The following is a 20,068-nucleotide window of genomic DNA, read 5'->3' as shown; positions in this document are numbered from 1 at the left end:
CGCTAACGCTGCTTTGCGTCAGCTTTCGCGGTCGTGCTGACATGTCTGCGCCCACCGCCCGCCGCTCCACATAGGCCACATGCTCGAGACAGCCGCCGCCTCGCGGGGCGGCTGTCTCGCCGTCATACCGGAGGCTTGATTCGCCATCGTCGATCTGACAACATCGACAACCATCGTGCTATACCGTCATTCGGCTGCTGTCCAACACCCCTGGAAGGAAGCCACATGCGGTTCACCCACCGCGCAACGCTCGTTCTCGCACTGCTCGCAGCCGCGCTCCCGGTGTCGACCGCCGGTGCGAGCGCGGCGCCGCCGTCGGCCGCGCTCGCCCAGATCGAGGAGCGGGTCTACGTCGAGTCCAGCGTCGACTCCAACGGCGACGGCCGGCTCGACCGGATCGCCATCGACATCGCCCGGCCGTCGACAGGCGGGCCGGTCCCCGTCGTGTTCGAGCAGAGTCCGTACCGCAACGGCCTGGCCAACGCCGCCAACCACGGCGTGAACGTCAGCGCCCTGCCGCAGGAGAGCCTGTTCCCGCTGATCCCGGGCGCATCACCCACGGCCGGACCGGGCGTCAATGTCGCCCGGCCGGTGCCGGACCTGCCTGACTGGTACGACGACTACTTCGTGCCCAGGGGATACGCGGTCGTGCTCGGCCACAGCCTCGGCACCGGCGCCTCGGACGGCTGCCCGACCAGCGGAGACATGCAGGAGACGCTGGCCACCACCGCGGTCGTGGACTGGCTCAACGGTCGGGCCCGCGGCTACAGCGCATCAGGCGCCCAGGTGACGGCGTCCTGGAGCACCGGCAACGTCGGCATGATCGGCGTCTCGTACAACGGCACGCTGCCGAACATGGCCGCCGCCACCGGCGTGGCCGGGCTCAAGGCCATCGTGCCGATCTCGGCGATCTCCAGCTGGTACGACTACTACCGGGCCAACGGGCTCGTCGTCGCCCCGGGCGGATACCAGGGCGAGGACGCCGACGTGCTGGCCCGTGCGGTGGTCGACCGGACCGACTGCACGAGCCGGATCAACCAGATCGAGACCGACCAGGACCGGATCACCGGCGACTGGAAGCAGTTCTGGGCCGACCGGGACTACGTCGGCAAGGCGAACAAGGTCACCGCGGGCGTGTTCGTCATCCACGGCCAGTCCGACTGGAACGTCAAGGGCCAGCACTACGCGCAGTGGTGGGACGCGCTGCGGGCCAACAACGTCCCGCGCAAGATCTGGCTGCACAACGGCGGCCACGGCACGACCTCTCGCGCCGACTACAAGGCGACGGTCGAGCGCTGGTTCGAATACTTTCTCAAGGGCATCGACAACGGCATCCTCACCGAACCCCGGGCCGAGGTGCAGTTCAAGGACGGCGCCTGGCGACAGTACGCCGACTGGCCCAACCCCGGCGCCACCGAGGCCGTGTTCAAGCTCGACGCGGGCTCGACCACCGCACCCGGCGGGCTGACCCTCGGCACGCCGACCGGCACCACGGCCCAGGCGCTCACCGACAACGGGCGGACCACCACGGCGACGACACTGGTCGCGAACCCGGACAGCGCGAACGGCAGCCGGCTGGTCTACCGGACCGGCAACCTGGCCGCCGCGGTCACGCTGACCGGATCGCCTCGCGTCTCGCTCCGGCTCGCCGTCACCAACCGCAACGACGCCAACGTGACCGCGCTGCTGGTCGACTACGGCGGCACGGGCACCGGCACCACCCCGGTGATCGTCACCCGCGGCTGGATCGACCCGCAGAACCGCAACAGCCGCGCCACCAGCGAGAAGGTCGTGCAGGGCACGGAGTACACGCTGAACTTCGCCATGCAGCCCAAGGACTACGTGTTCGCGGCCGGTCACCGCATCGGCCTCGTGGTGATCTCCACCGACTACGACTACACGCTGCGCCCGCCAGCCGGGGCCGTGCTGCGGCTCAACCCGGTCGCCAGCACCCTGACGATCGCGCAGACAGGCCTGACCACCGGCACCGAGTACCCGATCTGGGTGTCCCCGGCGGCGGGCGCGACCAACCCGGGCGGCACCCTGACCGCGACCGTCGCCACGGCGGTGACCGGCGGCACCGTGCAGAACGTGGCGCTGTCGGCGTACGGAATGCCACCGGGGTCGACCGTGTACTTCAGCCCGTCGACCGTGCCGTCCGGCGGTAGCTCCACACTGACCCTGACCACCGCCGCGTCGACCCCGCCGGGCACCTACCAGGTCACCATCACCGGCACGCGCGCCGGCACCACCCACACCACGGTCTACACGCTCACCGTCAACGGGAACCCCGCCTGCAAGGCGACCAACCCGACCGATGTGGCGATCCCGGACGCCGGGGCCGCGGTGGAGAGCACGGTCACCATCAGCGGCTGTCCGGGCACGGCATCGGCGACGTCGAAGGCGGAGGTGCACGTCGTCCACCCGTACCGCGGTGACCTGGTGGTCAGCCTGGTCGCACCGGACGGGTCGAGCTACTCGCTGAGCAACCGCTCCGGCGGCAACGCCGACGACATCCACCAGACCTTCACGGTGAACCTGTCCAGCGAGACCGCCAACGGCACGTGGCGGCTGCGCGTACAGGATGCCGCGGCCGTCGACGTCGGCCGGATCGACACCTGGACGCTGACCCTCGACCCGTAGCCGCAGACAGGAAACGGCACTCACCTCAGGTGGCTCGTCGACGGCGAGCCACCTGAGGTGGCGGCCGTTGCTCTGCTCTGGGCTAAGTCGCTGTCAGCAGATTGCCTTGGTGGACCGCACCCTCGGGCGTGATCGTGGAACGCGAACGACCCGAGGGAACAGGAGCACACACATGGCTGTCACCGCCACCCTGGACGACGAACTCAGCAAGAGACTGCTGCACGAGCGGATCATCGTGCTCGGATCCGACGTCGAGGACGAGATCGCCAACCGGATATGCGCCCAGTTGCTGGCGCTGTCCGCCGAGGACCCGCGCCGCGACGTCGCGCTGTACCTGAACTCGCGCGGCGGGTCCGTGCTGGCAGGGCTGGCCGTGTACGACATGATGCAGCTCATCCCCAACGATGTGATCACCGTAGCGATGGGGCTGGCAGGCAGCATGGCACAGTTCCTGCTGTGCGCCGGTACACCGGGCAAGCGGTTCGCGCTGCCCAGCGCACAGGTCCTGATGCACCAGGGGTCGGCCGGTCTCGGCGGCACCGCGGCCGACGTGGAGATCTACGCCGGGCAGCTGGAGCGGCTCAGCAACATGATGAGCGTGTTGACCGCCGGGCACACCGGCCGGCCGGTGGCCGCGATCGTCGAGGACGGGCAGCGCGATCGCTGGTTCAGCGCGCAGGAGGCGCTCGACTACGGGATGGTCGATCACATCGTCACCCACCTCGACGACATCCGCCCGCGCGTGGTCAAGCAGCGGATGGGGGTCTAGGGCCGTGGGCCAGTACACGATTCCCACCGTCGTCGAGCGGACCTCGCGCGGCGAACGCGCCTACGACATCTACTCCCGGCTGCTGTCGGAGCGGATCATCTTCCTCGGCACGGAGATCACCGACGACGTCGCCAACGTGATCATCGCGCAGCTGCTGCATCTGCAGGCCGAGAGCACCGACATGGACATCTCGTTCTACATCAACTCACGGGGCGGCTCCTACAGCGCCCTGACCGCGATCTACGACACGATGCAGTACGTCCGGCCGGACGTCGCCACCATGTGCATCGGGCAGGCGTCCTCGGCGGCAGCCGTGCTGCTGGCGGCGGGCACGGCCGGCAAGCGGGCGGTGCTCCGCCACGCCAAGGTGGTGCTGCACCAGCCGTCGACCGAGGAGGGCTCCTTCGACGTGGCTCAGGGCTCGCTGCCGGACCTCGCGATCCGGGCCCGCGACGTGTCGCGGGTGCGAGCCGAGATGGACGACATTCTGAGCCGTCACACGGGTCATCCCGCGCCGAAGATCCGGCACGACCTCGACCGGCACAAGACTTTCAGCGCCGCCGAGGCCGTCGCGTACGGCTTGGCCGATCAGGTCATCTCCACCGTGAAAACGACGCCGACAGACTAGGCGGCCAGGGCGTAGGCGTCGCCGGCTCGCCGAGTCGGCGGCGCCGCCACCTCGAACCGCCCCACGGCCGTCCGGCGGACCGGAAGCACCGTGACCGCGCCGTTGCTCGCCGAGATGTGAAACGCGACGGCGACGAGCAGGTCCGACAGCTCGATGCCCAGCGCCGCGCACAACGCCGCGAGCACCTCGGAGGAGACCTCCTTGAGGCCGCGCTCGACCTCGGACAGGTAGGGCATCGAGATCCGCGCTGCCAGCGCGACCTCGGCCAGCGTGCGCCCCTGTTCGAGGCGCAGACGCCGCAGTGCTTCGCCCAGCACCGAGCGCAACAGCACTCGACGCGCAGGTGCCTGGGCGTGTGCCCGCTCCGCCGGATTCAGCATGGATCGTTTATAGCCGGGACGGCCACGACCTGACAGGTGAGTTCGCTACCGGCAGAGCGGGCAACCGGCCGAGGTGCTCCAGGGCGCTCCTGATGCCGCAGTCGCCGATCGCCTGCGCGGGCCGCTGCGCAGCCGACAGCGTCTGAGCCGGCCGACGAGTCAGGTGCCGCGCGGCCATATCATGCCGACATGCGGCCGTTCCCCCGTGTCACCGCGATCGTCTTCCTGCTGACCGCAGTACCGAGCCTGCTGCAGTTCGCCTATCCGTCGCTGGAGACGAGCCTGCGGCGCGATCCTGCTCTCATCGCCGACGGTCAGCTCTGGCGGCTGGTCACGTCCTCGCTCGTCCAGGACAGCGGTGTCCCGGGCACCGTCAGCAACCTGGGCTTTCTGCTGGTGCTCGGATGGCTGGCGGAGCGTGCCGTCGGCCCCGGCCGTTGGCTGCTGTACTTCCTCGGCGGTGTCGCCCTGGGCCAAGCCGGCGGGCTGCTGTTCGACACTGTCGGCGCCGGCAGCTCGATCGGGTTGTGCGGCCTGGCCGGCGGCACCGCGGTCGCGGCATGGCACGGCCGCGACCCGCTGCCCGCAGCGATCGGCGCCGTGTACGCCCTCGCCGTCGCCACGTCGGCCGTGGACGCCCTGTGGTCCTACGTGGCACTCGCGGTCCTGGCGGGGTTGCTCATCAGCCGGCGCGGCCGCGCGCCCCGCTGGACATACTGCCTGGTGGCCCTGATCGTGGGGGTGGGCCTGACGATGGCCGCCGACCTGCACGGCACTGCGCTGCTGGGCGGAATCGCCGCCGGCGGCCTCGCCTACCGCTCCCGGCTGCGGCCATCGCCGCAGCTGGGTGCCGACGTACCCGATGCGGTCTGACCGCGCAGTTGACTCTGCGTCCGGCACTCAGCCTGGTGCTGGCAGCTGGTGTGAGGTTGGGCCAGGGGTGTCCTGCTCTGTCGGAGGCAGCGGCCCGCAGGAGATCGAGAAGTGTGCATCCAGGGTAGCCGCGGAATGTCGGGTAAGCGGAACGGTAGTAGCAGCTCCAGTAGCTCACCACCTGCCGTTGAATGCGTGCGAAGAAGGCCGGGTTGTCCATGATGAACTGCCCGTAAGCGAGGTGGCCGCTGGCGCCAGGCGCAACGAGATCACGAATGTCATCGCAGATGGCGACCAGGATTTCCACGACGTACTCGCCGACAAGTTGCACGACGAACGGGATGACCCACGGGTCCGCAGAGCCAACGATCTTCGCGATGTGGCGCTGCCTGACCCTCCCGTCGCAGTGCCGTGAGTACAGGCAGTGCAGAAGCTGTCGTTGGCGCTGCGAGAGCGACGCCTCCACTTCCGTCGGCGGCTCGTCGTTGTAGAGACGCCCGGGGATACAGACCTGCTGACCCTGGACAACGACCACGAACGGTGCATGGAGCGACAAGCGAGACGCAGGCATGATCGCAAGAACCGCCTCGGCGTCGCGAGCAAGCTCGGCCGGGAACGCCTTGACCAGCGGATCGTTGCTGCCAGAAAGCAACTGCACGATTTGATCATAAGCAGGTGCCCGGGACGCATGGCGGGCCTTTTCCGCCCACGGCCACCTGACCCGGTGAAGGTATGCGGTCAGAGCACCAGTTGGGTGACGACAGCCCCGCGGGCGCCCGCGGTGATCACACGATCGCCGTGCGTCCCGTCACTCATACCGGTACTTCAGCGAATCCGCCTCCGCCTGCTCGATGTCAGCGATCGTCAGCTCCGGCATCCGCAGCTGGGCCAGAGTCACCTCGGCCGAGGTCGGCTGGGCGTCCGCCGGCAGCCACTGCTCCGGCTTCCAGGCCCCACTGCGCAGCAGCGCCTTGGGGCAGTGTGGGTAGACCTCCTCGATCCCCACTACCAGCGCACTGGCCGGCGGCTTGCCCACGGCGGTCAGCTGCGACAGCAACTCGGGGCGAGTGGAGACGCAGGCCCGGCCGTTCACCCTGAGCGTCGTGGCGCGCCCCGGGATGACGAACAGCAGCCCGGCCCGCCCGGTGGCGATGACGTTCTGCAGGGTGTCCAGACGCTTGTTGCCGGTCGCGTCCGGTATCGCCACCGTGCGCGCGTCCAGGACGGCGACGAACCCGGCGGGGCCGCCGCGCGGGGTGACGTCACAGTTGCCCTCGGCGTCCACGCTGGCGACCAGGACCAGCGACGAGCAGCCGATCAACCTCCGGGTCTGCTCGGTGAGTTCGGTCATCTGCTTGCGCACGGCGGCGTCGCTGGGGAGTTCGTAGGCCCGGCGCAGCGCCTCCTGGTCGGGCACGGCGTCCAGGCGCAGCGAGTCGAAGGCACTGGCGGCAACGGCAGGCGTCATGCCGCCGACCCTAATGGACCGGCCTGGCTGACGACCAGACCACTTACCTGCCGTTGCCTGGGCCATTTGACCCGAGGCCAAGGTCAACCCGCTGGTGACACCTGCGCTCGCCGTCCGCCGTAACGCCGTCGGCGAACCGTCATGTCGGCCGACCCGGCAACGCATCCCGGTCATGGCATTCGCGGTGAGCGCGAAGCGCGCCGAGAAGCCACTCGAACGCGGGCACGGCCGGTGCACCGGGATCAGTGCCGTTGAGCACGGCGACAAGCTGCCAGTACCTTTCCACCCGGGCATCAGCGACGACTTCCAGCCAGCCGATCAGGGCGGACGTCTCCTCGACGGGCAGGTCTCGGGGCACGATCCGGTCCAGCACCGCCCGGCCCTCCGGTGAACCGGGCGCGATCGAACGCTTGATCGCGTGGCCCGCGAGCTCCATGACAAGCGGCCTGATGTTCAGCCCGAACTCGAGGCGGTTGTCACCCGCACCGTCGAGCACCATGGACCGGATCTTGGACTGGAAGCCCTCGTCGGTGACCAGTTCGGCGAATTCCAACCAGGCGTCCACCTGCGCGGTCGTCGCATCGTCGGGTAGTTCCGCGGGCACGTCGCGCATCCACGCGGCGATCACCGTGCTGTCATCGTCTGCGGTATCGGCGAATACGCTGTCGACGAAGTCGTCGATGATCCGGCGGCGTTCCCCCGCCGACAGCTTGGCCAACTGGTGCATCAGTACCGTCTCCTCTCTGCTGCTGCTCCGGGCGGCGACAGTGCGCAGGACGGCGCGGCGCAGGCGCAGGGTGCGGATCTCGCCGTCGAGGGCTTCGACCTGCGACTGCGCCAACTCGCCGAGGGTCGCCTGTCCGGCCAGCAGCCGTTGGATCGCCTCGAGCCCGAGACCGAGCTCACGCAGCGTCCGCACCAGGTCGAGCCAGGCCACCGCCGCCACGTCGTACAGCCGATATCCGCCGGTGGACCGCTCCACTGGGGGCACCACTCCGCTGTCGGACCAGAATCGGATGGTCCGGACAGGCATGCCGGTGCGGTCGGCGACCTGCCCGATCGTGTAGAGGTCGAGTGCGTCGTCCATGGACTGAGCGTGCACCTTCCACCGGGTGGAACGTCAAGCCGGAGGGGTCGTTTGGGCAGGGAGTTCCAGGCTCCGTGGCCCGGATTACCACACGTAGGGGACAAGCCGGGCGCGGCACGCGGCAAACTGCCGGTAGCGGTCGCCCAACGCGGCGCTCAGAGCGCATTCTTCGATCCGAAGGCGATAAATCAGGGCGATCAGCAACAAGACGAACGAGCCTACGGCACTGACCCAGTTTCCCAGCATCAAGCCGAATCCAGTGAAGGCGAGCAGTAGACCGGTGTAGCTCGGGTGTCGCAGGACCCGGTATGGACCGCGGTCGACGACGGGCTGGTCGTCACTGGTCTTCACCACCACGGTGAAGTACTCCCCCAGGCTCACAAAAGACCACCAGCGCAGCAGCAGCCCAAGCCACCCGATCACCAGCCCGAGCGCGAAGATCCACACACCTCCGCCGATGACAGCGGCCGGGGCGACAGCCCGGCCGGTGGGCAGCAGCAGGATCGCCCCGACGAACATCACCCTGAACACGGCCTCCGCACGCAAATCGACGAGCTGCGCTCCGCGGCGGCCGCGGCCCGCTTGCAGGAGAGTCCGTAGCAGTTCGCCCGCCGACAAGGCGCCGACACTGACGAAAAAGGCAGTACGCGCCACGTTCGACATCTCTATATACGGCACGGGCACACCGCGATTGTCACACGAGGCGTATCGCCGCGAACAGCCGAAACGCCTCCAGAAGGCCACCACGAACCCGTGCTCTCGTGCAGCGTTCCAGGCTATCGGCATCGGTGACGGTTTGGCGCCTGCCCGAGGTAGGCGATGCGCCGGAGCGCATAGCGCGTGGTCCCCGCCTGGTCTCCGTATCGCGTGTCGCCTGGTGCGGTAGAACTACACGATGATCTCCGACCGGTACCCGCAGCCGCCCAGCAGTACCTGATCCGAGACCCTTTCGGCACCGCCCTGATCAATACCGCATCGTGACCCGCGTCGATCCGACCCGAGCGGAACGACCCGGTTGTCGATCCCAGCTCACCAGCCGAAACGAGGTTGGGACACGCTCAGCATGAGGCGAGGCTGCTAGGGTACGCCCGTTCACTCGGGAACCTGGAGCGCTCCGCCATGAAGTACACCGTCTCGATCGAGATCGCCCTGCCGCGGGAGAGGGTGGCGCAGCTGCTCGCCGACCCGGCGCACCTGCCGAAGTGGCTGCGGGGCATGGTGCTGCACGAGCCGCTGAGCGGGGTGCACGGGCAGATCGGCACCAAGTCGCGGGTCGTGCTGCAGATGGGGCAGCAGAGGATCGAGGCCACCGAGACCATCACCCGCCGGGAACCGGCAGACCTGCGCGGGATCCCGAAGGGCAGCGTCGTTCACTTCGACCGCGAGATCGTCAGCAAGGGCATGTGGAGCGCCCAGCGGGACCGGCTGACCGAAGCCGGTCCGGAGACGACGCTCTGGGTGAGCGAGAGCGAATACCGGTTCAGCGGCTTGCTGATGCGGCTGGTGGGGCTCCTGATGCCCGGCGCCTTCCGCAAGCAGTCGCTCCAGCACATGCAGGACTTCAAGGCGTTTGCCGAGCAGGGACAGGACGTCCGCGAAGCGAAGGGCTGATCTGCTTCCGGACAGCTGCCGGCCGATGGGATCAGTCGCCTCCCCGGGTGGGGGCAGACGGTAGCGTGCTGCCGTATGCAGCCAAACGCGATCATCTTCCACGGCACGGGCGGGTCGCCGGAGATTCTCTGGTTTCGATGGTTGGGCGTGCGCCTCGGTGAACGCGGGTATGCCGTCGACATCCCGCACTACCCCGGCATGAACGCCGAGCCTGTAGCCACCTTGTTGCCGAAGGTGCTGGCCGGCCATCGATTCGATGAGCGAACCGTGCTTGTCGGGCATTCGGGCGGTGCGGCATTCCTGCTGGCTCTGCTGGAACACCTCGACGTCACCGTGGCGCAGGCGATACTCGTGGCGGGGTACTCGACCAAGCCCAACGATTCCGAGGAGCCGGTGCTGCAGGCCGAGTACGACTGGGCCGCGATCAGTGCTCATGTGCGCGACATCTATTTCATCAACTCCACCCGCGATCCGTACGGGTGTGACGCCGCGCAGGGTCGCGTCATGTTCGAGCGCCTCGGCGGTACGCAGATCATCCGCGACGACGGACACTTCGGCGACTACAACCAGCAGTACGACACCTTCGAACTGCTCGACCGACTCATCGACTGAGCTACCCCACCGGTTGGCTGACAGCTTGTACGGCGGCGGTCGCGCGATCGCCCGGCCGGGGCTGAGCGGGTTTGAGGATGGGGGCGGCGATTGCTGCGGTCAGGCAGAAGACCACGGGCAGCAGGAATGTGTGGTTGAGCGGCATGAGGTGGGTCAACGCGCCGATGACGGCGGGACCGGCGAGCATGCCGACGTAGCCGAGGCCGACCACGCGGGACATGTTGGTCGCGGCACCGGCCGGGTCGGTGTGACCGGCCGCGCTGAACAGTTGCGGGACCGAGCCCGACAGGCCGATGCCGAACAGGGCCCAGCCGAGGACGGCTCCCGGCACGGTCGGCGAGACGACGATCAGGGTCATGGCGGCGGCGGCGATGACCGATCCGTAGCGGACGATCGAGACCGGGCCGAACCGGGCCGCGACTCGGTCGGTGAGGAACCGGCCGGCGGTCATCGCGGTGGCGAATGCGCCGTACGCGAACGCGGCGGTGGCCGCGGAGGTGCCGAGCACGTCGCGCATCGCCAGCGCGCTCCAGTCGGCGGCGACGCCTTCGCTGAGCATGAGCATGAGGGCGAGCGCGGCGAGCGCCCAGATGCGTCGCGGCACTGGCTGCCGCACGGACGGGCGTGCGGAGTGTTCGGGCGTGGTCGCGGGTTGTTGCGGGGGCAGCAGGCTGCTCGCGGACACGAGCGTGGCGGCGAGGCCGAGGACGCTGACGGCGGTCAGTGTGGTGGCGGGGCTCCATCCCCAGCTGAGGGTTCGGGCGCCCAGCAGCGCGGCCAGTACTCCGCCGACGGAGAACAATGCGTGGAACGCTGACATGACGGGCCGCTGGTAGGCGGCTTCGACCTGGACGGCGTGGGCGTTCATGCTGACGTCGAGGCAGCCGTTGCCTATGCCGAACACCAGCAGTGCGGCTGCCAGCGTCCAGGCGTTCGTCGCCAGAGACGGCAGTATCAGAGATGCGCTCAGTAGTGCGCCGCTGAGGGGGACGACCCGGCGGGCGCCGAAGCGGTCGGTGAGCGGCCCGGCGACCTGCATCCCGGCGAACGCGCCACCGCCGAGCAGCAGGAGCAGCCAGCCGAGGGTGGCGTGGCTGATACCGGCCCGGTGCTCGATTGCTGGAATGTGCACGACCCACAGGCCCAGGACGACACCGTTGAGGGCGAAGTAGGCGAAGGTGGTCATCCGGGCCGAGCGCAACGAACGTAACATGGTTTCGAACATAACAAACAACTTTCATGTTCGAAACTGGCCTGGAGTGCTGCTCATGGTGTTCAATGCCATGGTGAGCGCTGAGCGACACCGAAAGATCGTCACCGCGGTACGCCAGTCCGGACAGCTGACGGTGGCCCAGCTGGCGGAGCTGACCGACGCGTCGGAGATGACCATCCGCCGCGACCTGGACACCCTCGCCGATCAGGGCGCGCTCGAGCGGTACCGGGGCGGGGCAAGAAGCCTGCTCCTGCGCGGAGAGGAACCCCCGTTCGCGGCACGCGCGCACGAGGGCGCCGAGGCCAAACGCCGTATCGCCGCGGCGGTGGCCGACATGATCGCCGATGGCGAGGCGGTGGTCATCGACAGCGGCACGACCTGCCTCGAGGTGGCCCGCGCGCTGGCCCACCGCCGGTTGACCGTCATGCCGCTGTCGCTGCACGCCGCCAACGCGCTGGCCACAGCACCGCAGCTCAGACTGCTGCTGCCCGGCGGCGAGCCACGCCCTGGCGAACTGTCCCTCATCGGCCCCCTCGCGGAGGCGTCCCTGGCCGCACTGCGCTTCGACACGGCCGTCATCGGGTGCTGCGGCCTGACCGCCGCACAAGGCCTGACCGCCTACGACCTCGCCGACGCCGCCGTCAAACGAGCCATGATCGCCTCGGCCAGGCGCGTCATCGCGGTCACCGAGCCCGCAAAGCTGTCCCGCACAGCGCTGGCCTTCGTCGCGCCGGCATCGGCACTGCACGTCGTCGTCACCACCACCGAGGCCGCCGACGAGGAGGTACAGGCGCTCGCGTCGATCGGCGTCGCGGTGGAGCAGGTCTGAGCAGCGCCTGGAGCTCCGGAAGTCGGCCGAACAGGTCGGGGAGGCCGCGCACGCCGTTGCGCACGGACTCGTGCGACAGCGCAAGCTCAGGGCCGGTGCTCGCCTCGACACCGGCGAGGCAGCGGAGGATGTTCCACCTCGTGAACCCCAGCCAGCCGCCGATCATGAACACGAACCAGCTTGGACCCGACGGCGGCAGCGCCCCGCCCCCCGCGGTATAACCGTCGAGGACCGAGCGGAAGATGGCGGGCTCGATGCCGTCGAAGCCAGGCCCCTTCGCGAGGCTCAGCGCGGTCGAGCCGAGCTCACCGGACAGGTCGAGCAGCCCCGAGAGCTCCCAGTCGAGCACCACCGGCCGACCCTCACGAGCGAGCAGGTTCCACGGTTGGATGTCCCTGTGGGTCAGCACGACGGGGCCCGGCCGTTCGCAGGTGTCGACGAAGTGGGCAATCGCGAGGAACGTCTCGACGTGAGAGGCGAGCTCGTCGGCCCACGGCTGTCCGGTCGCCGACGCCCGCGCGGCGAGCTCGGGCCAGTCCCGTGACGTCGGTTCCTCGATCGGCACCTGGGTCCACGCGACGTCGAGCGCGTGGATACGCGCGAGGATCTCACCGATCTCGCACGCGTACGCCGCCGACACCGGTGCTTCAGGCACCTTCTCTCCCTCGACCCATCGGTGGACGAGCGTGTCGTGGCTGACCGAGATCGGCTCTGGCATCGGGATACCGGCGGCGAAGGCCGCCCGCTCGAACCTGAACACGTCCTCGACGCGATATGTCCAGCGGCGGTCGACGAGGTTCAACTCCTTCACCGCGAACGACCCCTGGTCGGTGTCGAGCCGGTACATCCGGTTGCCGAACCCGCCGTAGATCCGGATCATCGGCCCGATCGGTGCGCCGAGATGCGAAAGGTCCACCTCACGCATTCTAGGGGCCGGCAGTTCATCGATCCATCTTCGCGCCCTCCGCCAGAGATGATCTCGCGCGGAGCGGACATCGCGGTCGCCGCCCCTACATCCCTTCTCGTATAGGCGTTACGCATGGGAACAGCTGCCGATTGCTGAGGCGGGCATTGCGTCGCACAGTGCCTCCAGCGTCCCGGTCCAGGCGCTGTCCGACGGTGCCGCGTAGTTGACCACCAGGCCGTCTCGGGGCGGCTGCGGCGAGCGGGCGTCGGGGGCCTGGTGGGCGAACTGCGCCAGGCCGCTGACCGCCAGTCCCCGCCGGGCCGCCCGCTGGATCACCGAGTTCTCGGTGCCGGGTGGCAGGTCGAGTACGGTTTGCAGGCCCGCAGCCATGCCGGCGACCCGGATACCGGGTGCGCGCTGGTGCAGTGCCGCGACCAGTTGCTCGCGTCGGCGCCGGTAGCGCTGCCGCATCGAGCGCACGTGGCGGTCGTACCCGCCCGAGGTGATGAACTCGGCGAGGGTCAGCTGTTCCAGGGTGCTGGTCATGTAGTCGCCGTAGCCCTTGGCCGCCACGATGTCGGGGATCATCTCGGGGGGCGGCACGATCCAGCCCAGCCGTACGCCCGGGGCCAGGGACTTGCTCGCCGAGCCGAAGTACACCACTCGCTCGGGGTCCAGTCCTTGCAGGGCGCCGACCGGCTGGCGGTCGTAGCGGAACTCCCCGTCGTAGTCGTCCTCCAGCAGCAGGCCTCCGGTGGCACGCGCCCAGTCGGCGGCCGCCGCGCGCCGCTGCGGGGACAGCGCGACGCCGGTGGGAAACTGGTGCGCCGGGGTCAGCAGAACCGCGCCTGCCTCAGGCAGCCGGGCCAGGTCGTCGGTGCACGCCCCGTGCTCGTCGACGGCCAGCGGCGGGGTGTCCAGGCCGGCGTTGGTCAGCAGGTCGCGGTACAGGTCCAGGCCGTACGCCTCGACGGCCACCGCGCGGACCTGCCGCTCCTTGAGCACGTGGGCGATCAGTGCGAGGCCGTGATGGAAGCCGGAGCACACGACGATGCGGTCGGCGTCGGCGTACACGCCGCGGGCCCGCGCGAGGTAGTCGGCGAGCGCGGCCCGCAGTTCGACGCGCCCGCGCGGGTCGCCGTAGCCGAAGGCGTCGTTCGGGGCGGCGGCCAGTGCCCGGCGGGCGGCCGCCAGCCACTGGCTGCGGGGGAAGTTCGCGAGATCGGGTATGCCGGTGAGCAGCCCGTATCGGGGCCGGCGCGAGTTGGGTGCGGCGCTGGGGGGCTCGGGCGTGGCCGGGGGCGGTTCGGTGCGGTCGGCGACCCGGGTACCTGAGCCCTGCTGGGCGGTGAGCCAGCCTTCGGCGACCAGCTCGGCGTAGGAGTTGACCACGGTGTTGCGGGAGACACCGAGGTCGGCGGCCAGTGACCGGGATGCGGGCAGCCGGGTGCCCGGCGCCAGGCGGCCGGTGCGTACGGCGTCTCGCAGGGCGGCGGTGAGCCCGGCGCGCAGCCGGGATCCGTGCAGCTCCAGGTGCAGGTCGGCGCCGGTGACGGGCGGCGGCTGGGCAGAATTGGTCTGCGCTTCTGTCACAGGAATGGACCATACTCTGGTACCACTTCCGCCGTACGGTGGTGGGCATGACGATCAACGAAACACATCACGTGACCCGGCTTCCCGAGCACCCCGCCCGCCTGGACTTCGCCAAGCTCGCCCCCGAGGCGTACAAGGCCCTGATCCGCCTGGACGGCGCCGCCGGGCGCGGCCTGGAGCCGGAACTACTGGAGCTGGTCAAGATCCGCGCATCGCAACTCAACCACTGCGCGTTCTGCCTGGACATGCACAGCAAGGACGCGCTGGCCGCCGGCGAGACCTTCGAGCGGATCATGCAGCTGGGCGCGTGGACGGAGTCACGGCACTTCTACACGGCACGGGAGATCGCGGCCATCGAGCTCACCGAGGCGATCACCGTGATCACCGACGGATTCGTCCCCGACGCCGTGTACGCCAGGGCCGCGGAGCAGTTCGACGAGACCGAACTCGCCCACCTCATCGCCGCGATCGTGACGATCAACGCGTTCAACCGCATCGGGGTGACCACCCGGTCGGTGCCCGGCCACTACACACCGGTCAGCTGAACCACAGCCGACAGCCACACCGCGCCCAGGGCCGCACCGGCGGCCCGCCGCTCGACCGAGTGACAGGACGCCCGATCCGGCGGCCACGGACCCGAGGTGTCCCCGCGCAGCGCCCGGTCACCCGCGTCGGCCCGAAGCGCCCGGATCCGAACACCTGGAGATCTACGTGAGCGCCTCCACCGCTGCCGAGCACAGGCAGATTCTGCTGCGTGCCGCCGACGAGTTCCTGCTCGCCACGGTCCTGCTGTTCCTCGCGGTGACAGTTGTGCGATGGCTGCGCGACCCGGCCTCCGCGCTCTACATCGCCGACCTGCGCGTCGCGCTCGTCGTCATCGGCGCCATCAGCGGGACCATCCTCACCGGCCTGATCCTCAGCCCGCCCGGGCGCCGCAGCGGCGGACACACCAACCCCGCCGTGACGGTCGGACTGTGGCTCATGGACGCCTTCCCCGGCCGCCGGGTCCTGCCCTACATACTCGCCCAGCTCGCCGGATCCGTGGCCGGCACGGCCCTGGCCCGCCTGACCTGGGGCCGCGCGGTCTCCCTTCCATCGGTCGCGCACGCGGCGATCAGGCCCTCCCCGGCCTGGCGACCCGACTCGGTGTTCCTCGCCGAGACCACCGGCATGCTCGTCCTGACCCTGCTGATCGGACTGTTCGTGGCCCGCCCGGGGCTCGTGCGCCTGATGCCCTACACCATCGGCGCGGCCGTCGCGCTGGTAATCGCCGTGTTCGGGCCCCTCAGCGGCGGATCGGTGAACCCGGCCCGCCAGTTCGGCCCGGCCTTGCTCTCCGGCCAGTCCACCGATCTGGCGATCTACCTGCTCGCGCCTATCCTGGGCGCGGCCCTCGGCGCCGCGGTCCACCACCTGCTGGTACGCCGCATCCAGCCATACGGTGAACCCGCGTGACCGCCGGCGGCCGACGAACCCGCCCCGACGCCTGAGCCCAAGGAAGGTGACGCCTGGTCAACCAGGCGTCCGGCTCTCCGAAGGAAACAGGCGACTGTCTCGGATGGACAGTCGCCGCATCCCGGAGCTGCCGGCTCGTTTCCATCGCCGACCAGTGCGATCTCCGTGGTGGCCGCGGGAGCCGACGGGGAAGACGCCCCATCAATGTAATGCTCGCTTGTCACAATGTCATGGACGCTTGACTAAATGGAAGGGACGGCTTACCTTCGTGCCATGACGGAACCAGCACAGCAGAACGAAGTGGCGCGTGCGGCCCGCCGTGCCGTCCTCATCGACGGCCTACCGGTGGTCACGCTGGGCTGGGTGGCCCTGGCACTGGGCAGCAGTCCGGAACAGAGCGCGACCCAGAAGGCATGGTGGATTGCCGCCACCGGCGTGTTCGCGCTCGCCATGGCCTGGGCCATGCTGCGGGCGTTCTGGCGTGCGGACGAATACCTCCGCAAGATTCAGCTGGAGAGCATGGCCATCGCGTTCGCGGTAGTCCTCGTGGCACTGCAGGTGGCCGCCGTGCTCGATTCCGCCGGCGTCATCCAGGTCCACCAGCTCACGCAACTGATCATCATCGGCGGCATGATGATCTGGCATGTGACCGCGGACCTGCGCACCCGCTTCAACCGATGAAGGCACCGCACCGATGAAGAACCGGCTACGCGAACTGCGAGCAGCCCGCCGGTGGAGCCAGGCCGACCTCGCCGACCGGTGCAAAGTCTCCCGACAGGCCATCAACGCCATCGAGACCGAGCGGTACGACCCCAGCCTGCCGCTGGCGTTCACGATCGCCGACATCTTCGGCCTGACCATCGAAGAGATCTTCCTGCCCGACCGGGCCGACACGACGACCCAGGCCGCTGAGTGAGCGGCAACAAAGCTTCTGGTCCGACACGATCACGATTGTCTGAGCATCATCGTGTCCGCCGTGGGCGCCGCGTGCCAGTCGGTGGACGCAGACAGTGGTGAGGTGCGGCGCTGGAGCGGCGCGGGGCCGGGCGATGCAGCGATGGGACACCATCCGCATGGTCGTGGGATGTGGGCACAAGGAGCTGGTCGGCACGCAGGGCCCGGATGGCAGCGCGGATGTGCGGCGGCGGATCGGCGATCGTGAGGTGTACGCCTACTCGCAGCGCACTGGACCGGAACAGCATCAGCACGCTGATTCCCGCAGCGTCGATCGCGTCGAGGCCTGCGCAGTCCACGGTGAGCCGGTCGGTGGGATAGCGGTCGAGCGCGACACCGATCGCTCTTCCCAGCTGGTGTGCGGTGGTCGAGTCCAGCCGCCCGCGGGCGGTCAGGTACACGCCCGCCGACGAGGTGTACAGGCGCAGCTCCAGCTTTTCGGTCATCGGCCGCTCGCTCACATCGTCGTGATGGTCGGATTTCGCTGACGTTTCCCCATACGACGCATCGTTAATCCTCGAAATACGTCACGGTTGAGTAACAAGCCGACAGCCGGTGTGCTCGATGTGCCGGGTCGGCACAGCGACCTCGTTCCCGCTGTCGCTGGCCAGCGAGAGCAACGTCATGGACAACCAGGGTGCGGAGAACGTGTTCGTGCACGAGTTCGGGCACACCCTGCACTACATGTCCCTGCAGCACATCGACCCGGCGATCACGCCTGAGCTCGCCAATGCCTGAAACGCCGCTCGCGCGGCGGGCCTGTGGCGCAACACCTACGCGGGCAGCAACATCGGCGAATACTTCGCCGAAGGCATCCAGTCGTACTTCGTCGTCAACCGACGCGGACCGGCCGGCGGCGACGGCGTGCACAACGACATCGCCACCCGGCCGTGTCTCCCCGCACTATCGGCGAATCAGCCGCTTGCCGTGTTGTGCTTGGCAACCAGGCTCGGAAGTTCGTCCAGCGAATCGATGCGAAACAGGCACTGCTCAGACACGGCTGGCATGTCGAGGATGTGACCCCACGGACCGCGCCGGATCAGGCACGTCTGCATACCGGCCTCCATGGCCGGGCGTACATCGTTGTCGGGCCGATCGCCGACGTACAGGATCGAAGACGCATCGCCACCGCCTTCCCGAATGACGCGCTCGAAAAAGGCCGGTGACGGCTTGGCCACGCCCCAACCATGCGACGTGCCGATCACATCCACGGAGAGGTCGAGAGCGCGCAGGATCGTCTCAGCATGAGCCGGCTGATTGCCGGCCAAGCCCACGAACAGGCCCTGATCCTTCAAAGAGCTCAGGCACGATCGCGCGTCAGGGTAGAGATCCTCTTCGCCGAACGACTCCGGCTTGCCGGCAGCTGCCCGGCGCTCGAGCTCGGCCGCGAGATCGAACCCGGGCCGGAAGGTCCGGAACGTCTCCTGCCAGTCCAGACCCCGGGCGACCACCGCACCGAAGACCGCCGAAAGCGTATGCCGCGGAACGCCGAACCAGTCCGCCCAGGTTTCGAACTCGCGGGACTCGTCGAGAATCGTCCCGCCGACATCGAAAAAGATCGCTTCGATCACTTGCGTCCCCCCGTAACGGCCGCGCTGCCAGTGGATCATAGACGGGATCGCCTGGTCCGACCGGGATCCAGCCGTCCCGCACCCGCGCGAGCAGGTCCAGGTGGGTCTCGTCCTCAGCGAGAACCACCGACCCGGCTGGCAGCGCGGCGATGCGGGGCATGCTGCGCGGTGTCTGACCTGGTCGGCGGGCTGCGGAATGAGGCAGGTCAGCACGGCACCTTGGCGAGGACAACGTGATCTTTGCGGGCTTCGCCGACCATGGCGAATTCGGATCGGTCGACATCGCAACAGAAGCGGAGGTTCCCGGAAAGATCAACGCGTTCGGACGCGGGTAGTCGCGCATAGGCATGAGCATGCTCGGCAGCGCCGTGCATTATGCCCGTGACCAGGTCCGCCCATGCCGGCGCCGACCCGTCGAGAAGGTCAGCCAGGTACCTCGCACAGGCCCAGTCCTCAGCGGTCCGCCCGGTGCAGATGAGCGTGCGCGGAATGTCGGCGTGGTTGCTCGCGATCCATCGTGCGGTGGCACCGACATTCAGCGCCGACACCGCGAGCAGCGCCGCCGGATCCGGACACCGGGCGAGCCCGAGCGTGCCGTTCGATGTCGCCTGGATCAAACGTCGGCCGTCGAGCTGCGCCGTCGACATCTCGAACGGCGAGTTCCCGAAGTCGAAATCTGGGGGCTTGAGCCCGTTGGCCTCCCCGACCAGAAGACGATCCGGATGTAGCCGCCGGAGACCTCGGCCGACCTCGACCGACGGCGCGCAGGCAATTTCTGTCACGCCACGCTCAAAGGCGACCGCGGCCGTCGTGAAAGCCCGGATGACATCGATGACGACGACGACTCCGCCAGTCGCGATTTCGGCATCCATACCTACGATCGACACGGCACTGATCGTTCGCCGTGGAAGTCCGACTTGCAAGGACATTCTCGCAGCGTGAGCTGGCGCGCTGTCATCGGCTAGATCCGGACATGTGGTGCGCTCGCCGCTCTGGCCCGATCTTCATGCGGTGGGCGCCCTGTCCGGCGTCTGCGCTACCTGGCCTACTTGACCAGCGGTCATGATCCCCAGGACGCGAGAACCAGTGACCTCCGCTCATCGCTGAGTCGTCGCACACGAGAAGGATCACGTCGCCGTGACCCAAACCCCGATAAGGCCGCCTGCGGCGGCTCACCCTTGGTTGGCGGCTGCGCTGCGCTACGCCGCCAACAACCGGATCTCCGTCGCTGAACCGTATGCGCTTTATGACTTAGTTGGAACTGCGCTGCCTGATCGCGGTCTCCACGCGCATCAACTGCCCAACGATCAAGAGAACACCGCCCGCGATGAGGAACTTCTCCTTGTCGAGGAAGAAGCCCATACAAAACAGGAACATGCCAAGCCCGAAGAAATAGCGGTCCGGCGAGATTTTCGAGAAGTTCGGTGCCGTGTAGTTCACAGCGGGCAGGGTACGCAGCGAGCGCCATCGCCACT

At 68.6% G+C, this 20,068-nt stretch carries 21 protein-coding genes and 2 pseudogenes; 12 read left to right on the top strand and 11 right to left on the bottom strand.

Features of this window, described 5'->3' with window-relative positions; genetic code table 11:
• The first annotated feature begins 225 nt into the window (after positions 1-225).
• The 3 genes from F9C41_RS00445 (at position 226) to F9C41_RS00435 (ending at position 4,040) form a co-directional block, all read left to right on the top strand.
• Positions 226-2,643, top strand: coding sequence for a Xaa-Pro dipeptidyl-peptidase (locus F9C41_RS00445; RefSeq protein ID WP_155384578.1), 2,418 nt, complete (start codon positions 226-228; stop codon positions 2,641-2,643).
• Between the two features lie 172 nt (positions 2,644-2,815).
• Positions 2,816-3,412, top strand: coding sequence for a ClpP family protease (locus F9C41_RS00440; protein WP_155384577.1), 597 nt, complete (start codon positions 2,816-2,818; stop codon positions 3,410-3,412).
• A gap of 4 nt (positions 3,413-3,416) precedes the next feature.
• A complete protein-coding gene (locus tag F9C41_RS00435; protein WP_155384576.1) occupies positions 3,417-4,040 on the top strand; it encodes an ATP-dependent Clp protease proteolytic subunit in 624 nt (207 codons plus the stop codon).
• A 134-nt stretch (positions 4,041-4,174) separates the two neighbouring features.
• On the opposite strand, the pseudogene F9C41_RS41010 reads toward F9C41_RS00435, so the two are convergent.
• A pseudogene (locus F9C41_RS41010) lies at positions 4,175-4,420 on the bottom strand (helix-turn-helix domain-containing protein); the annotation flags it as partial.
• A gap of 189 nt (positions 4,421-4,609) precedes the next feature.
• Between F9C41_RS41010 and F9C41_RS00425 the strand changes: the two are divergent.
• Complete coding sequence (locus F9C41_RS00425; protein WP_155384574.1) at positions 4,610-5,293, top strand: rhomboid family intramembrane serine protease; 684 nt, start codon at positions 4,610-4,612, stop codon at positions 5,291-5,293.
• A gap of 808 nt (positions 5,294-6,101) precedes the next feature.
• Here the strand turns inward: F9C41_RS00425 and F9C41_RS00420 are convergent.
• From F9C41_RS00420 to F9C41_RS00410, 3 genes are all read right to left on the bottom strand, one after another.
• Positions 6,102-6,761 (bottom strand): MSMEG_1061 family FMN-dependent PPOX-type flavoprotein, encoded by a 660-nt coding sequence (locus F9C41_RS00420; RefSeq protein WP_155384573.1) that lies wholly within the window; start codon positions 6,759-6,761, stop codon positions 6,102-6,104.
• Positions 6,762-6,900: 139 nt separating this feature from the next.
• A complete protein-coding gene (locus tag F9C41_RS00415; RefSeq protein ID WP_155384572.1) occupies positions 6,901-7,848 on the bottom strand; it encodes a MerR family transcriptional regulator in 948 nt (315 codons plus the stop codon).
• A gap of 84 nt (positions 7,849-7,932) precedes the next feature.
• Complete coding sequence (locus F9C41_RS00410; protein ID WP_230689171.1) at positions 7,933-8,532, bottom strand: methyltransferase family protein; 600 nt, start codon at positions 8,530-8,532, stop codon at positions 7,933-7,935.
• A 435-nt stretch (positions 8,533-8,967) separates the two neighbouring features.
• Here F9C41_RS00410 and F9C41_RS00405 point away from each other — a divergent pair, with 435 nt between their 5' ends.
• Both F9C41_RS00405 and F9C41_RS00400 read left to right on the top strand, forming a co-directional pair.
• Complete coding sequence (locus F9C41_RS00405) at positions 8,968-9,459, top strand: SRPBCC family protein (RefSeq protein WP_155384571.1); 492 nt, start codon at positions 8,968-8,970, stop codon at positions 9,457-9,459.
• 75 nt (positions 9,460-9,534) lie between these two features.
• A complete protein-coding gene (locus F9C41_RS00400; protein WP_155384570.1) occupies positions 9,535-10,071 on the top strand; it encodes an RBBP9/YdeN family alpha/beta hydrolase in 537 nt (178 codons plus the stop codon).
• Between the two features lies 1 nt (position 10,072).
• Here F9C41_RS00400 and F9C41_RS00395 read toward each other — a convergent pair whose 3' ends face one another.
• A complete protein-coding gene (locus F9C41_RS00395) occupies positions 10,073-11,296 on the bottom strand; it encodes an MFS transporter (protein ID WP_407924655.1) in 1,224 nt (407 codons plus the stop codon).
• 58 nt (positions 11,297-11,354) lie between these two features.
• On the opposite strand from F9C41_RS00395, the gene F9C41_RS00390 reads away from it, so the two are divergent.
• The gene (locus tag F9C41_RS00390; protein ID WP_155385348.1) at positions 11,355-12,113 is read left to right on the top strand and encodes a DeoR/GlpR family DNA-binding transcription regulator; all 759 of its coding nucleotides are present in this window, start codon (positions 11,355-11,357) and stop codon (positions 12,111-12,113) included.
• Here F9C41_RS00390 and F9C41_RS00385 read toward each other — a convergent pair.
• Together F9C41_RS00385 and pdxR are read right to left on the bottom strand one after the other, a co-directional pair.
• Positions 12,040-12,993, bottom strand: a complete 954-nt coding sequence (locus F9C41_RS00385; protein ID WP_269058897.1) for a phosphotransferase family protein — start codon at positions 12,991-12,993, stop codon at positions 12,040-12,042. The two genes, F9C41_RS00390 and F9C41_RS00385, sit on opposite strands and share 74 nt — an antisense overlap.
• Positions 12,994-13,146: 153 nt before the next feature.
• The gene (gene pdxR / locus F9C41_RS00380) at positions 13,147-14,613 is read right to left on the bottom strand and encodes a MocR-like pyridoxine biosynthesis transcription factor PdxR (protein ID WP_155384567.1); all 1,467 of its coding nucleotides are present in this window, start codon (positions 14,611-14,613) and stop codon (positions 13,147-13,149) included.
• Between the two features lie 47 nt (positions 14,614-14,660).
• Between pdxR and F9C41_RS00375 the strand changes: the two genes are divergently transcribed.
• The 4 genes from F9C41_RS00375 to F9C41_RS00360 all read left to right on the top strand — a co-directional run bounded on the left by F9C41_RS00375 (position 14,661) and on the right by F9C41_RS00360 (position 16,984).
• Complete coding sequence (locus F9C41_RS00375) at positions 14,661-15,158, top strand: carboxymuconolactone decarboxylase family protein (protein WP_155384566.1); 498 nt, start codon at positions 14,661-14,663, stop codon at positions 15,156-15,158.
• Between the two features lie 166 nt (positions 15,159-15,324).
• Positions 15,325-16,068: an MIP/aquaporin family protein gene (locus F9C41_RS00370; RefSeq protein ID WP_230689169.1), complete on the top strand. Its 744-nt coding sequence runs from the start codon at positions 15,325-15,327 to the stop codon at positions 16,066-16,068.
• 273 nt (positions 16,069-16,341) lie between these two features.
• Entirely contained in the window at positions 16,342-16,749 is a 408-nt protein-coding gene (locus F9C41_RS00365; protein WP_155385346.1) for a hypothetical protein, read from the top strand.
• 13 nt (positions 16,750-16,762) lie between these two features.
• Positions 16,763-16,984, top strand: a complete 222-nt coding sequence (locus tag F9C41_RS00360) for a helix-turn-helix transcriptional regulator (RefSeq protein WP_155384565.1) — start codon at positions 16,763-16,765, stop codon at positions 16,982-16,984.
• 46 nt (positions 16,985-17,030) lie between these two features.
• Here F9C41_RS00360 and F9C41_RS00355 read toward each other — a convergent pair whose 3' ends face one another.
• Positions 17,031-17,468, bottom strand: coding sequence for an STAS domain-containing protein (locus F9C41_RS00355; RefSeq protein WP_155384564.1), 438 nt, complete (start codon positions 17,466-17,468; stop codon positions 17,031-17,033).
• Positions 17,469-17,598: 130 nt separating this feature from the next.
• Between F9C41_RS00355 and F9C41_RS00350 the strand changes: the two are divergent.
• Positions 17,599-18,042: pseudogene (locus tag F9C41_RS00350) on the top strand (hypothetical protein); the annotation flags it as partial.
• Here the strand turns inward: F9C41_RS00350 and F9C41_RS00345 are convergent.
• The 3 genes from F9C41_RS00345 to F9C41_RS00335 all read right to left on the bottom strand — a co-directional run bounded on the left by F9C41_RS00345 (position 17,937) and on the right by F9C41_RS00335 (position 20,033).
• Entirely contained in the window at positions 17,937-18,593 is a 657-nt protein-coding gene (locus F9C41_RS00345) for an HAD family hydrolase (RefSeq protein ID WP_155384563.1), read from the bottom strand. The pseudogene F9C41_RS00350 and the gene F9C41_RS00345 overlap by 106 nt on opposite strands.
• Positions 18,594-18,799: 206 nt before the next feature.
• The gene (locus F9C41_RS00340; RefSeq protein ID WP_196279556.1) at positions 18,800-19,480 is read right to left on the bottom strand and encodes a 2-phosphosulfolactate phosphatase; all 681 of its coding nucleotides are present in this window, start codon (positions 19,478-19,480) and stop codon (positions 18,800-18,802) included.
• Positions 19,481-19,844: 364 nt separating this feature from the next.
• The gene (locus tag F9C41_RS00335) at positions 19,845-20,033 is read right to left on the bottom strand and encodes a hypothetical protein (protein WP_155384561.1); all 189 of its coding nucleotides are present in this window, start codon (positions 20,031-20,033) and stop codon (positions 19,845-19,847) included.
• Positions 20,034-20,068 lie beyond the last annotated feature (35 nt).

Origin of the sequence: Catellatospora paridis, assembly GCF_009720365.1 — a bacterium.
Taxonomy (GTDB): domain Bacteria; phylum Actinomycetota; class Actinomycetes; order Mycobacteriales; family Micromonosporaceae; genus Catellatospora; species Catellatospora paridis.
Note: the sequence above shows the minus strand (reverse complement) of the source record. Positions and strands in the feature narration are given on the sequence as shown.

Excerpts from the sequence above, each read along its gene's own strand:
- F9C41_RS00395 (WP_407924655.1), bottom strand. The coding sequence starts at position 11,296 with ATGTTCGAAACCATGTTACGTTCGTTGCGCTCGGCCCGGATGACCACC.
- F9C41_RS00360 (WP_155384565.1), top strand. The coding sequence starts at position 16,763 with ATGAAGAACCGGCTACGCGAACTGCGAGCAGCCCGCCGGTGGAGCCAG.
- F9C41_RS00365 (WP_155385346.1), top strand. The coding sequence starts at position 16,342 with ATGACGGAACCAGCACAGCAGAACGAAGTGGCGCGTGCGGCCCGCCGT.
- F9C41_RS00445 (WP_155384578.1), top strand. The coding sequence starts at position 226 with ATGCGGTTCACCCACCGCGCAACGCTCGTTCTCGCACTGCTCGCAGCC.
- F9C41_RS00355 (WP_155384564.1), bottom strand. The coding sequence starts at position 17,468 with ATGACCGAAAAGCTGGAGCTGCGCCTGTACACCTCGTCGGCGGGCGTG.
- F9C41_RS00415 (WP_155384572.1), bottom strand. The coding sequence starts at position 7,848 with ATGGACGACGCACTCGACCTCTACACGATCGGGCAGGTCGCCGACCGC.
- F9C41_RS00425 (WP_155384574.1), top strand. The coding sequence starts at position 4,610 with ATGCGGCCGTTCCCCCGTGTCACCGCGATCGTCTTCCTGCTGACCGCA.
- F9C41_RS00390 (WP_155385348.1), top strand. The coding sequence starts at position 11,355 with ATGGTGAGCGCTGAGCGACACCGAAAGATCGTCACCGCGGTACGCCAG.
- F9C41_RS00420 (WP_155384573.1), bottom strand. The coding sequence starts at position 6,761 with ATGACGCCTGCCGTTGCCGCCAGTGCCTTCGACTCGCTGCGCCTGGAC.
- F9C41_RS00405 (WP_155384571.1), top strand. The coding sequence starts at position 8,968 with ATGAAGTACACCGTCTCGATCGAGATCGCCCTGCCGCGGGAGAGGGTG.
- F9C41_RS00400 (WP_155384570.1), top strand. The coding sequence starts at position 9,535 with ATGCAGCCAAACGCGATCATCTTCCACGGCACGGGCGGGTCGCCGGAG.
- F9C41_RS00385 (WP_269058897.1), bottom strand. The coding sequence starts at position 12,993 with ATGATCCGGATCTACGGCGGGTTCGGCAACCGGATGTACCGGCTCGAC.
- F9C41_RS00440 (WP_155384577.1), top strand. The coding sequence starts at position 2,816 with ATGGCTGTCACCGCCACCCTGGACGACGAACTCAGCAAGAGACTGCTG.
- F9C41_RS00375 (WP_155384566.1), top strand. The coding sequence starts at position 14,661 with ATGACGATCAACGAAACACATCACGTGACCCGGCTTCCCGAGCACCCC.